Source organism: Streptomyces sp. NRRL F-5135 (genome assembly GCF_000719775.1).
Lineage (GTDB): Bacteria > Actinomycetota > Actinomycetes > Streptomycetales > Streptomycetaceae > Streptomyces > Streptomyces hebeiensis.
On sequence record NZ_JOHR01000013.1, the window covers coordinates 164529 to 177531 of the forward strand.

At 71.6% G+C, this 13003-nt stretch carries 12 protein-coding genes; 2 read left to right on the forward strand and 10 right to left on the reverse strand.

What is annotated here, in order from left to right; genetic code table 11:
* Positions 1–128 precede the first annotated feature (128 nt).
* The 9 genes from IG02_RS0123115 to IG02_RS39710 form a co-directional block, all read right to left on the reverse strand.
* Positions 129–542: a DUF3151 domain-containing protein gene (locus tag IG02_RS0123115; protein WP_030751365.1), complete on the reverse strand. Its 414-nt coding sequence runs from the start codon at positions 540–542 to the stop codon at positions 129–131.
* Positions 543–631: 89 nt separating this feature from the next.
* Positions 632–2119, reverse strand: coding sequence for an MFS transporter (locus IG02_RS0123120; RefSeq protein ID WP_051765557.1), 1488 nt, complete (start codon positions 2117–2119; stop codon positions 632–634).
* 178 nt (positions 2120–2297) lie between these two features.
* Positions 2298–3329, reverse strand: a complete 1032-nt coding sequence (gene fbaA, locus IG02_RS0123125) for a class II fructose-bisphosphate aldolase (protein ID WP_030751370.1) — start codon at positions 3327–3329, stop codon at positions 2298–2300.
* A 263-nt stretch (positions 3330–3592) separates the two neighbouring features.
* Positions 3593–4132 carry an orotate phosphoribosyltransferase gene (pyrE, locus tag IG02_RS0123130; protein WP_030751371.1) on the reverse strand — a complete coding sequence of 180 codons (540 nt, stop codon included), beginning with the start codon at positions 4130–4132 and terminating at the stop codon, positions 3593–3595.
* Positions 4133–4181: 49 nt separating this feature from the next.
* Entirely contained in the window at positions 4182–4976 is a 795-nt protein-coding gene (locus tag IG02_RS0123135; protein WP_030751373.1) for an aldose epimerase, read from the reverse strand.
* Positions 4977–4985: 9 nt separating this feature from the next.
* Complete coding sequence (locus IG02_RS0123140; RefSeq protein WP_030751375.1) at positions 4986–5843, reverse strand: SRPBCC family protein; 858 nt, start codon at positions 5841–5843, stop codon at positions 4986–4988.
* 204 nt (positions 5844–6047) lie between these two features.
* Positions 6048–7784, reverse strand: a complete 1737-nt coding sequence (locus tag IG02_RS0123145; RefSeq protein ID WP_078854734.1) for a spermidine synthase — start codon at positions 7782–7784, stop codon at positions 6048–6050.
* 86 nt (positions 7785–7870) lie between these two features.
* Complete coding sequence (locus tag IG02_RS0123150; protein ID WP_030751380.1) at positions 7871–8389, reverse strand: DUF2617 family protein; 519 nt, start codon at positions 8387–8389, stop codon at positions 7871–7873.
* A 418-nt stretch (positions 8390–8807) separates the two neighbouring features.
* Positions 8808–9152 (reverse strand): hypothetical protein, encoded by a 345-nt coding sequence (locus IG02_RS39710; protein ID WP_078854735.1) that lies wholly within the window; start codon positions 9150–9152, stop codon positions 8808–8810.
* Between the two features lie 193 nt (positions 9153–9345).
* On the opposite strand from IG02_RS39710, the gene IG02_RS0123155 reads away from it, so the two are divergent.
* On the forward strand, positions 9346–10638 hold the full coding sequence (locus IG02_RS0123155) for a pyridoxal phosphate-dependent aminotransferase (protein ID WP_078854736.1): 1293 nt from the start codon (positions 9346–9348) through the stop codon (positions 10636–10638).
* A 149-nt stretch (positions 10639–10787) separates the two neighbouring features.
* On the opposite strand, the gene IG02_RS0123160 is transcribed toward IG02_RS0123155, so the two are convergent.
* Positions 10788–12077: a hypothetical protein gene (locus IG02_RS0123160; protein ID WP_030751386.1), complete on the reverse strand. Its 1290-nt coding sequence runs from the start codon at positions 12075–12077 to the stop codon at positions 10788–10790.
* Between the two features lie 273 nt (positions 12078–12350).
* On the opposite strand from IG02_RS0123160, the gene IG02_RS0123165 reads away from it, so the two are divergent.
* On the forward strand, positions 12351–12959 hold the full coding sequence (locus tag IG02_RS0123165; protein ID WP_051765559.1) for a L,D-transpeptidase family protein: 609 nt from the start codon (positions 12351–12353) through the stop codon (positions 12957–12959).
* Positions 12960–13003 lie beyond the last annotated feature (44 nt).

A 13003-nucleotide genomic window follows, 5' to 3' on the forward strand; every position in this document is an offset into this window, starting at 1 on the left:
CGGGAGTCCGTCGGAGCCGGGCGAGCCATCAAGGGTTCTGCGGTACCTGAGCGGTACGGGGTATGCGAGCGGTACGGGGTACGTGAGCGGTACGTGACGCTGCTCGAGCGGTACGCGGGCGCTCGTGCTCAGCCGAGCGTGTCGGCCGCCAGCGGCGAGGAGTCCCGGAGGAACGTGGCGCAGCGCTCGTACTCCTCCTGCTCACCGATCGCCTGCGCGGCGCGGGCGAGCGCGTGCAGGGCACGCAGGAAACCGCGGTTCGGCTCGTGCTCCCACGGCACGGGCCCGTGCCCCTTCCACCCACTGCGCCGCAGGGCGTCGAGCCCACGGTGGTAACCGGTCCTGGCGTACGCGTAAGACTCGATGACCTGCCCGTTCTCGAACGCGGCGTCCGCGAGCTGTGCCCAGGCCAGCGACGAGGTCGGGTACTTCGCGGCGACGTCGGTGGGCGACGTCCCGTTCGCGAGCAGCTCACGCGGCTCGGGATCATCGGGCAGCCGGGTGGGGGGCGGTCCTCCGAGGAGGTTCTCATGGATGGCCATGCCTACAGTCTGCCTTGCCCCGCCCGGCCGTGCCGCGACACCGTCGGGTGCCCCGCGTCTTGTGTCACCGGTGGCCTCGGCCACCCGCCTCAGGTGCGCCCGGTCCGGCCGCCCCCGTCGCCCCTCGTCCGTCGTGGCGGTTCCAGTGGTGGGGCCGAGAGGCCGCAGTTGATCCGGCACTCCGGGTGGAGCGCGGCCTCCGGGCCGGCGCCCCGCGGCGGCTTCGGGGTACGTACGGTCGCGAAGGCGAGCAGCGCGCCCGCCACCAGGACTCCCGCCAGGATCGGCATGGCCCGGCGGAAGGTGTCGTCGAACTGCGCCGCCGAGCGGTACGCCTCGGGGCCCGAACCCGTCAGCAGCGGCAGCGCCGCCACCGCGATCAGGCCGGCCGCGCGGGCCGCCGCGTTGTTGATGCCGCTGGCCAGGCCCGCCCGCGCGGTGTCCACGGACGCGAGGACCGTCGCCGTCAGCGGCGCGACCAGGGCGACCATCCCCATGCCCATCACCACCAGCGCGGGCAGTACGTCCTTGAGGTAGTCGGCGTGCGGCCCCACGCGCAGCATCAGCAGGAGCCCCGCCGCGCACAGCAGCGGCCCCACCGTGAGCGGGAGGCGCGGCCCGGTCTTCTCCCCCAGCGCGCCGGACCGCGCGGAGAACAGCAGCATCAGCACCGTCGTCGGCAGCAGGGCCGCCCCCGCGCCCAGCGCCGAGTAGCCCGCGACGACCTGGAGCTGGAGCGCGGCGAGGAAGAAGAAGCCACCGAACGCCGCGTACACGCACAGCGTCACCAGGTTCACCGCGGTGAACAGCCGGGAACGGAAGATCGACGGCGGCAGCATCGGATCGGACCGCCGTCGCTCGACCTGGACGAAGACCACCGCGAGCAGCACCCCGGCGATCCCCGTCCAGACCGTCCTGCCGATCAGGGCGTAGGTGATCAGGGCCAGCGACACCGCCCCGAGCGCCGCCCCCAGCACGTCGAAGCCGCCGCGCGCCACCGGGTCCCGGGACTCCGGTACGTGCCGGAGCGCCACCGGTGCGCAGATCGCGGCCAGCGGCACGTTCAGCAGGAACACCCAGCGCCAGCCGGGCCCGTCGACCAGCCAGCCGCCCAGGAACGGCCCGACCGCCGCGCCGACCCCGCCGAACCCCGACCACAGGCCGACCGCTCGCGCCCGGTCGTCGGGGTGGAAGCTCGCCTGGATGATCGCGAGCGAGCCCGGTACCAGCAACGCCCCGCCCACGCCCTGGAACGCCCGGGCCGCGATCAGCACGGCCGCGTTCGGCGCGATGCCGCACACCAGCGAGCCCAGCGCGAACCAGGCCACCCCCAGAACGAAGATCTTCCGCCGCCCGTACCTGTCCCCGAGCGATCCACCGAGCAGGATCAGCCCGGCCAGCGTGACCGTATAGGCGTTGACGGTCCACTGGAGCGCCGCGAGATCCGCGTTGAGCGCCCGTCCGATGTGCGGCAGGGCGACATTGACGACGGTGGAGTCCAGCAGCGCCATGCTGGAGCCGAGCACCGTGGTCAGGATGACCCAGCGCCCCCGTGCCGAGGACAGCCTGATGTCCATAGGGGGATCATCCTCGCCCCGCGTTCGGAAGGCGACCGGACGCCCCGTCCCAGACGGCTTCGGACGGACGGTCCCGAGCACGGCCCGGCGGAGGCGGAATGCACTCGGGGCCCGCATGAAGCGGGCCCCGTGTGGCGCGCAACGAGTTGCGCGAGCCACGAACAACGTGCCGGCGGGACTACTTGAGCTTCGTACCGGTCGAGCGCAGCGCCGCGCACGCCTCCGTGACGCGCTTGGCCATGCCTGCCTCGGCCAGCTTGCCCCAGGTCCGCGGGTCGTAGGTCTTCTTGTTGCCGACCTCGCCGTCAACCTTCAGCACACCGTCGTAGTTGCTGAACATGTGGCCTGCGACGGGGCGCGTGAAGGCGTACTGGGTGTCGGTGTCGAGGTTCATCTTCACGACGCCGTTCTCCAGCGCGGTCGCGATCTCCTCGGCCGTGGAGCCGGAACCGCCGTGGAACACGAAGTCGAACGGCTGGCTGCCCGCGGCCTTGCCGTACTTGGCGGCGGTCCCCTCCTGGAGGTCCTTCAGCAGCTCGGGGCGGAGCACGACGTTGCCCGGCTTGTAGACACCGTGGACATTGCCGAAGGAGGCGGCCAGCAGGTAGCGGCCCTTCTCTCCCAGGCCCAGGGCCTCGGCGGTACGCAGCGCGTCGTCGACCGTGGTGTACAGCTCGTCGTTGATCTCGTGGCTGACGCCGTCCTCCTCGCCACCGGTCGGGGTGATCTCGACCTCAAGGATGATCTTGGCTGCGGCGGCCTGCGCGAGCAGTTCCTCGGCGATGGTGAGGTTGTCGGCCAGGGTCTCGGCGGAGCCGTCCCACATGTGCGACTGGAAGAGCGGGTTACGGCCGGCCTTCACACGCTCGGCGGAGATGTCGAGCAGCGGCCGGACATAGCCGTCGAGCTTGTCCTTCGGACAGTGGTCGGTGTGCAGCGCCACATTGATGTCGTACTTCGCGGCCACGATATGCGCGAACTCGGCCAGGGCGACGGCACCGGTCACCATGTCCTTGTTGTACTGACCGCCCGCGAACTCGGCGCCACCGGTCGACATCTGGATGATGCCGTCACTCTCGGCCTCCGCGAAGCCGCGCAGCGCAGCGTGCAGGGTCTGGGACGACGTCACATTGATGGCCGGGTAGGCGAACTTGCCTGCCTTCGCCCGGTCGAGCATCTCGGCGTAGACCTCGGGGGTTGCGATGGGCATCGGGCCGCTCCTTGTGATGTGCGGGTGTGAGGTGCTTGTCCCAGACCTGGGGGCGACATCATCGTCGCCCCCATCTTTCCAGACGTGGTGAGGGGCTCCACCGGGAGTCTTGGCCGTTTCACGTGAAACAGTCAAGAGATCCCAAAAAGCGCAGGTGCGGGCCGGTCCGGCCGGACACGGCAGGCACCCGGGCCGCAATACGCGAGGTCCACGCGCGCGGGCCGGCGACACACAGGCCAGGCCCGGCTCAGGCCAGATCCGGCTCAGGCCAGGCCCAGCTCCTCCAGCCCGTAGACGTTGACGTACGGAAGCCCCGCCTCGGCGATGGCCGGGGCCGCTCCGCGCTCCACGATCACCGCGACCGCCACGACCTCGCCGCCGGCCTCCCGTACCGCCTCGACAGCGGTCAGCGGGGAACCCCCTGTGGTGGAGGTGTCCTCGACCACCAGGCAGCGGCGGCCCCGGACGTCCGTGCCCTCGATCCGGCGCTGCATGCCGTGCGCCTTCTGTGCCTTGCGCACCACGAACGCGTCGAGCCGCTCCCCCCGGGCGGCGGAGGCGTGCAGCATCGAGGTCGCCACCGGATCGGCGCCCAGCGTCAGCCCGCCCACGCAGTCGAAGTCCAGACCGGCCGTCGCATCGAGCATGACCTTCCCCACCAGCGGAGCGGCCTGGCCGTCCAGCGTGATCCGGCGCAGGTCGATGTACCAGTCGGCCTCGATCCCCGAGGAGAGGGTCACCTTGCCGTGCACCACGGCCTTGTCCTTGATCAGCTGCAGCAGCTCGGCCCGTACGTCGCTCATGGCCACGAGCTTATGCGGTCCGCCGACGGCCGGCCCGCACAGCCGTCCCTCACAGCCGTCGCCAGGTCCAGTCCGTCGTGATCTCCAGCGGATCCACGGGCGTCACGAGGTGCGGCATGCTGTTGAGCCCGTTCGGCGGCCCTGACTGGGGCTCCACACAGACGGCCTCGTCCTGCTCGTCGTAGATCACGACCCACTCTGCGCGGCTCGCGACCTTGAGCTCCAGTTGTCCGGGCCAGGTCAGGGTCACGTCCACACCGTCGGGCATACCGAAGCAGTCGTCCCAGGGGCCGGGCAACGGCGGGATCCGGCGGCCGGTGGGCAGGTGGTCGTCGCCGCGCTCCTCCTGCCAGGCGGCGGTGAAGTCGACGGCCACGTCGCTGCCGTCAAGGCTGCGCAGGAACCAGGGGTGCCAGCCGGCCTGCGCCGGGAACGAGGTGTCGTACGTCTCCACCCCGAGCGCCAGCGACAGCGAGTCCCCGGTCAGCCGGAACGTCTGGGTGACCCGCCCGCTGTACGGCCACGGCTCGACCAGGTCGTAGGTGAACGCCGCCTCGCTCTCACCGACGCGGGCCGTGCGCCACGCGGTGTCACGGCCCGTGCCGTGGATCGCGTGCGGCGGGGAGTTGAGGGGCATCTGCTGGACCACCTCGCCGTTACGGAAGCGGCCATGCTCGATCCGCCCGCACCACGGCACCATCGGGAAGCAGCCGTACCGCTCGCCCTGGCGCAGCAGTTCGGTGCCGCCGATGCGCAGGCTGCTGATACGGCAGCCGTTGTCGGGGCTGATGGTCAACTCGGCGTCACCGGCCGAGAGTCGGATGCTCTTCTCGCTGCTACTCACACTCCGACACTACTTGCGACGGCGCAGCGCGCGGCCGACCACCACGGCGGACGCCAGCGCCAGCGCGGCAGCGGGCGCGACCCAGCGCAGAGTGACCCGGGTGGTGGCCGCGTCGGGCGCGGGCACGGGCGCGTAACGACCACGGGGCGGCGCGTGGTCGACCTCCTCCGCGCTCCGTCCGATCATGGTGCGCCGGGCGTGCGCGGCCTCGGCGGGAGGCGTGTCGGGCACCAGGAACTCGGCGCCGTCGGCCTCGGCCCGCGAATTGAGCAGGGCGTCAACATCGTCGACACCGCCCGCGTCGTCCACATCATCCACGTCGCTCACGTCACCGACCGCTTCCCTGGAGGACTCGCCCCCGGGGGACCGCTCGGCGGGCAACGGGTCGGCGGCGGCGTCCGCGGGCGGCGGCGGGGCGGGCTGGTTCGTCGCGGGCTCGGGCTCGGCCTCCTCGGCCAGCCGTACGGCGAACCGCCCCAGCAGCCGTCGCGCGGCAGCGGTCGTCGTCTCGTCGGAGAACTCCGTCAGCCGGCCTTCGGTGCCGGAGCTGCCCGTGAACGTGAGGGCCGTGCCGTCCGGGCGCTCGGTCAGCCGGAGCGAGAGCACGACCTTCACGGTCCCGCTGCCCCGGACCTCCGCGCCCTCTCCCTCGACGGTGAACACGCCGTCCCGCTCGACGAGCGTCAGCGCCCCGCGATAGGTGATCGTGTGCCCCCCGACCCGGAACCTGAGCCGCCCCACAAGGGGCCCCGCCCCTTCCTCCGCGGCCTGCTGGATCCCCGGCACGCAACGAGCGACTCGAGAGGGATCCCGCAGCGCCCGCCGGAGAGCCTCTGCCACCACCGGAACGAACACCTCATGCTCCATGGTTTCGAGCCTACTCATTCCCACTCCTCGGGGCCCTGGTCCTGCCACAGGTTTCTCTCCCAGCCCCTGGCCTCCTCCGCTCCCGCTCCGGCTCCTTCCCCTCCGGCCCCGGCCCTTCGGGCCCCTCCTTTCCGATCCGGCTCCAGGCCCGCGGCACCTTCCTTTCCTTTCCGGTCGCGCTCCGTGTCACCTGCCGCCCCACGTCTACCCGTACCTCGGATGCACCAGCGTCGATGCCGTCAGCCCGGCCAGTCGCGTCCGCTCCATTTCCCGGGCCCCCGCCGCCAGCGACGACGGGCCCAGCGAGCGCAGCCGCGGGACGTCGGCGGGCAGGGCCAGGAGCGGCGGGCGGGGGCCGAGACGCGCCAGGTCGAAGCCCCAGTCGCGCGCGGTGGCAGGGCCGCCCCCCGCGCGGTACGGGCTCGTGCGGAAACCCGCGGCCCGCAGCGTCGTGTCCACCGTCCAGTACGTGCGCGGCTTCGCCGAGGGCGAGCCCGCGTGCACCGCCAGTCGGCCGCCGGGGGCGAGCACGCGGGTGGCCAGGCCGTAGAACTCTTCCGAATACAGCTTCGTGCTGTCCGTGATCCCCGGGTTCGGCAGATCGGAGATCACCACATCGAATCCGCCCCGGCCGTCAGGACCGCCACCGGCACCGGGGCCGCCACCGGCAGTATCGGTATCCGCACCAGGCCCGACCCGCGCATCGCCCGCACCGCCCCCTCCGCTCGGCCCGGAAACCCGGCCTCGCCCGCCCCGCAGCCAGGTGAACGCGTCCGCCGACACCGCCCGTACCCGCGGATCGCCGTACGCGTGCCCGTTCAGGGCGGACAGCGCCGGGTCCGTACGGGCCAGCCGTATCAGCTCGGCGTCCAGTTCGACGACCGTGACCTCCCGCACGTCCCCGTACCGCAGGACCTCGCGCGCGGCCAGCCCGTCGCCACCGCCCAGGATCAGCACCCGGGCGTGCGGTCCGCGCATCGCGGGGTGCACGAGCGCCTCGTGGTACCGGAACTCGTCGCGCCCGCTCACTCGCAGTCGCCCGTCCAGATAGAGGTCGAACGGCCCGCCCCGGCCACCGGCGAGGACGATCTCCTGCACATCCGTGCGGACCGCGACCCGCACCCCCTCCCCGTACACCGCGCGCCGCGCCGCCCGCTCGAAGTCCCCGACCAGGACCGTCGCGGTGGCCAGCAGCGCCAGGACGACGGCGTTGACGACGATCAGGAGCCGGCGCGACCGCCGCGTCAGGTCGCGGCCGAAGAGCCACAGAACCAGCGCGCCGCCCGCCACCGCGTTGACCGCGCCCGTCAGCAGCGCGCTCGTGAGCTGCCCGAGCCAGGGCAGCAGCAGGAACGGGAAGGCCAGCCCCCCGACGAGCGCCCCCACGTAGTCCGCCGCGAACAGGTCCGCGACCGTCCCCTCCGCGTCCTGCCGGGAGACCCGCTGGATCAGCGTCATCAGCAGCGGGATCTCCGCGCCGATGAGGATGCCGACGCCCAGTGAGAACCCCACCAGCGCGTACCGCGTCTCGCCCAGCCAGGCGTAGGCCGCGTACAGCACGAGGGCCGAGCAGCCGCCCAGCAGTGCCAGCGACGCCTCCAGCAGCCCGAACCCGACCGCCGCCCGACAGCGCAGCCGCTTGGCGAGCAGCGAGCCCCCGCCCATCGCGAAGACCATCACGGAGAGGACGACGGACGCCTGGGTGACGGAGTCGCCCAGCAGGTACGAGGCGAGAGCCACCAGCTCCAGCTCGTACACCAGACCGCACGCGGCACAGATGAACACAACCGCGAGGATCAGGAAGCGGCCGGCGTCCGCGCGCAGAGGCGGCCGTCCCTCACCCCGGCCCCCGCGGGACCGGGCGCGGCCCGCTCGGAACCGGGCGCCCCGGGACCCGCGGGGGCCTCGGCAGGGCGGCGGCACGGACTGTTGCTCGATCATGCTGGTAACGCTACGTCACGATTTCCTCGCGGTTTGTCACCCACACGGGTGTAACTTCCGCATAAAGCCACGACACACCGCGACGCCTACAGCATCGCGGGCATCCGCGCGCCCACGCGCGTCCGCGTGACGACGAGCTTGTTCTCCTGCGGATACGCGTGCCACGTGCGCCACCGCACCTGCCCCTCGTCGCGCTGGGCGAGCATCGCCGTGAACGCGTTGGGCGCACCGGGGAAGGTCCCGGCCAGTCCGTTCGGATGGTCCGCGACCAGCGCGAGCAGCTCCTGCGCCCGCCCGGCGAACGATCCTCGCGAGAGTGTCTCGACCCGCGCCGCGAACTCGTACTCCCACGCCCCGAGCCGCTTGGACACCCCCAGCGGCAGCGGCGTGCTGCTCCCCGGCATGCAGGCGACGGTCTCGGAGCAGACGCCCCGCTCCTCCTGGAGAAGTACCTGGTGGGAGGCGCCGAGAAGTCTCAGCTGTAACTCGGCGCCGGCGAGGTCGAGATCGAGGACGGCCAGGGCGGGAAGCGGCTCCCTGCCCAACGCCCAGGCCAGGTCGGCGGCACGGGAGTCGATATAGGGGGTGTGGAGAGTGGTGAGCATGGGTCGGCTCCGCAGACACGCTTGACGGGTGGACCGGGGACGTCCCGGACGATGAGCTGGGAAAACGGAAGAAGCGAAAGGCAACGACAGAAGCGAGGGAAAGAGGGGAAAGAGGGGAAAGAGGGGAACGAAGGCGACGAGGGACATCGGCTGGGGAGAACTTGTGGGGGGAGACCGCCTGCTCGGTTCCGTACGAGGCCCGAGGGCTGGAAGCTCTCAACAGGGAGGGAATCATGAACTACGCGACGCTCACAGCGCTTTTACCCAAGTTGACGGGGTTTACATCCCCTAGGGGGCCGCACAGTTCAACTGTTCAGCAAAACCTGTCGAAGTAGACCAATAAACGATCAACATGACTGTGCCCGGCGGGAATCACTCTCCCGCCGGGCACCATTGGCCGCGGACCAGCCACCCCGTGTCAGCTGCCTCCGCCGCACCCCCCGCCACCACCGCACGACGAGCCACTGCTGCTACTGCTGCCACCACCACACGACGAGCCGCCGCTGCTACTGCTGCCACACGACGAGCCGCCGCCACCCGAGGAGAAACCGCCGCACGAGGAGGAGCCACCGCTCCCGCTGTCGGCCCACCAACTGCTGTCGGAGGAACGGCGCTTCGCGCTCTTGCGCGTGGACACCTTGGAAGCGCTCCGGCCCTTGGCCGTCCCCAGGCGCTTCTTGCTCCGCTGCTGCTGACTCCTCCGGCTCGCGACCAGCCCGACGACGGCAACCGCCACCAGAGCGACCACTACGACCTCTGCCATACCCCCACCGTCCTTCGTCCCCCGTACCGACCCCGTCCGGGGCCCCCGTGCCGGACCTGGTGCCGGGCTCTCGCGGCTCTCCGCACCGGCCCCCGCACTCACCCGGCTTCCTGAGTGACTACCTTGTCCCCGCGCCGTCACGGCGCCAAAGCCGACTTGAGCAACTCCAGAGGTTCGGCCCAGGATGTCCGCCATGAGCGCACGCGAAACTGCCGCACGCGAAACCGCCGCCCCCGGGGCCGGCGCCCACAGGACCGCCGCACGCGGAACAGAAGCGGGCGGAACCGGTCCACGCCCCGGCCCCGGCCCCGGCCCCGGTCCGCGCCCGCTGCTCAACCGCCGCCTGGCGGAGTTCGGCACGACGATCTTCGCGGAGATGTCCGCACTGGCCGTACGGACGGGTGCGATCAACCTCGGCCAGGGCTTCCCCGACACGGACGGCCCCGAGGAGGTCCGGGAGGCCGCCGTACGGGCGCTGCGCGACGGGCGCGGCAACCAGTACCCGCCCGGCCCCGGCATCCCCGAGCTGCGCACCGCCGTCGCCGAGCACCAGCTCGCGCGCTACGCGCTGACGTACGACCCGGACACCGAGGTCCTGGTCACCGCCGGCGCCACCGAAGCCATCGCCGCCGCGCTGCTGGCGCTGGTCGAGCCGGGCGACGAGGTGATCGCGCTGGAGCCGTACTACGACTCGTACGCCGCCTGCGTCGCCATGGCGGGCGGCACCCGCGTGCCCGTCACCCTGCGCCCCCGTGACGGCGCCTACCACCTGGACCTGGACGAACTGCGCGACGCCGTCACCGACCGCACACGGCTGATCCTGCTCAACACCCCGCACAACCCGACGGGCACCGTCCTGACCCGCGCGGAGCTGGCCGCCGTGGCGGAGCTCGCGGTGGAACGCGATCTGCTGGTGGTCACCGACGAGGTGTACGAACACCTGGTCTACGACGGCGAGCACACGCCACTCGCGTCCTTCCCCGGGATGCGGGAGCGGACGGTGACGATCAGCAGCGCGGGCAAGACGTTCTCGTTCACGGGCTGGAAGGTCGGCTGGGTGACGGCGACACCGGAGCTGGTGACGGCGGTGCGCTCGGCCAAGCAGTTCCTCACCTACGTGTCGGCCGGCCCGTTCCAGTACGCGGTCGCGGAGGCGCTGCGCCTGCCGGACACGTATTTCGACGGCCTCCGCGCCGACCTGCGCCGCAAGCGCGACCTGCTGTCGGCGGGCCTGACGGCGGCCGGCTTCGAGGTCTACCGGCCGGCCGGCACGTACTTCGTCACCACCGACATCCGCCCGCTCGGGGAGAGCGACGGCTTCGCGTTCTGCCGCGCGCTGCCCGAGCGGTGCGGCGTGGTGGCCGTACCGAACGCGGTCTTCTACGACCACCGCGACCAGGGCGCGCCCTTCGTACGCTTCGCCTTCTGCAAGAAGGACGACGTCCTCCACGAGGCGGCCGACCGGCTGCGACGCCTGGCGTCCTGAGGGCCGCGCCCGGGGGCAGTAACCGACGTGCGTCGTCGACGGAGGCACGGCGAGCGTCGGCAGGCAGCTTCCACAAGCGGCCTGCCACCGGAAAGCCGCCATCCGCACGGCGCCCTCTGCCGGCTCTCGCCTCCGCCCCGCCCCGCCCGTTATACGAGATCCGGCTTCCAGATGACCCGGTCGGGGCGGACGTGCGCCGTGGGGGACAGCTCGTAGGAGCCCGCGTTGGCGTGCTCGGCGACCACCCAGCCGACTCCTTGGTACGCGACGTACGCGTCCTGCCGGGGCAGGGCGCACAGTCCCGGTTCCGTGACGACGGTCTCCCCCGCCGGGACGTCGAGAAGGTGAGCGCGCGGCGCCTTCGGGCACGGGTGGAACCGGGAGGAACGCGCGTACTCCAGACGGACCTTCACCATGGTCCCCGCCCGGCCCTGATTGGTGACCTTGAGGGCGAAGGAGACACGCTCCTCCTCGACCCGCGCGCACACGCGCCAGACGACGGCCTCCGGCCCCTGGAAGGGCTCACTGCATCGGCTGTCCACGCCGATCGACCCCTTCTCCAGCGCTCCGGGCACGGCGGTGACGCTCCCCGGGACCGTTGTATCCGACGCGGCGTCGGACACAACGGTCTTGTCGGCTGTGTCACGGCCCCACAGCGCGGCCCCCGCGAGCACGCCACCGGCCAAGAGTGTCGCGAGGGCCGCCGTCGCGACTGCCACGGCTTTCGCCTTCTTCGAGGAGCGGTCGGACTGTCGCGCTCGGCCGGGGGCGTCTCCGGCGGCCGGCCCCGGGCCGCCGGAAGCGGAGTGGTCACGGCCGTCCGGCTCTCCGCTTCCGGCATCGTCTCCGCCCGGAGCGACGAAGACGTCGGGGGCGTCCGGGGCCTCGGGGGCATCGGGGTGCAGCCCCGGTTCGCCAGGCCCGCTCCCCGCCGCCGGAGCCGACGGACCGGCGGGGTCGGGGCCGGGGGCAGGAGACGCCCGGCCGGGCGCCGTCCGCTGATACCGGAGTCGCCGCTGGTCGGCCTTCGCCCGCCGACGCAACTCGTGCCACTCCGCGCGTTCCTCCTCGCCGACCTGGAAGATGTGCGCGAGTGCCGTCAGCACGGCGTCGGCGGGCAGAGCGGTCTCGTCCGGCTTCAGGTAGCGGCTCAAGGCGGTATCGCTGAGCCCTCTCACGTTCTGACCGCTCAGCATCGTCTTCAGCCGCGCTTCGACGCTCTGCTGTTTCAGACCCGAGCGCGCCCATGCCGCGTGCAGCTTCTCGACGAGCGCCGCACGCGCGTCGGCCGTACGTGTGTCGGCCCTCCGCGCATCGGCCGTACGCGCATCGGCCCTACGCGCCCCGGTTGTACGCGCCCCGGCCGTACGCGTGTCCTCCGACGTGCTCGTCTCCGGCTCGCCGGCCGCCTCGAACTCGGGCCCCACGTTTCCCGTCACTGTCCCTCCGCCATCCCGATTTCCGACGTTTCCGCAGGTGAACGCCGCGGCAAAGAACCGGGAGCGGATCGGGACGCAAGCGGGATGCCACGCCCTCCCAAGGCCCTGGTGGCGCTTCCCGATCCCCTCAATCCTTGACCCCGCGACGCTCGCACAGCTCGCCGGGCTCGCAAGCCACCCCTGTCATCACGCATCGGAACCAGCCGACGCGTGACGCGGGGTGCCATGAACCACCGCGAGCCGTCTTCTCGACTCACCTGGAAAGGACCTCTGATGAGCACCATCAAGACGCGCATGACGCGCTCCACGACGGCCGTCCTGGCGACCGGATCGGTCATCCTCCTCATGGGCCTGACACAGCCCACCGCGCAGGCCGGGGAGGCCGCGAAAGCCGGCGTCGGCGCGCACGGCAGGGCGGCCGCCGCCAACACCGTCCACCTGAAGTTCGACAAGAACCCGGCGGACCCCTCCAACTCCAAGCTGTCCGTCATCAAGGGAAGCAAGGTGTGGGCCAACTTCCGGGCCGGCTCCGGGACCACCACGAACGACTGTGCCACGGGCCGCGGTTGGCTGCCCAACGGCACGTACACGATCGGCAAGCACCACCGCACCTACAACGGCCGTCTGATCAAGGGCTATGCGATCGCGCTGGCCGACAAGGTCTGTTCCAACGGCCGTACCAAGCGCACCGAGTTGTTCATCCACAGCGAGATGACGGTGAACGGAGGCCAGGGCAGCGGCGAGGCCCGCAAGTGGACCGACAAGAACCCGAACGACTTCCTTTCCAACGGTTGCGTCAAGATGCGCCCCGAAGAGATCAAGAAGATGTACCGACTGCTGGACCGGATCGGATGGCCGAAGACGCTGAACGTCGTCAGCTGACCCGTTTCCCGGTGGCACCCCACCGCCGGCGCCGCCCATCAGCA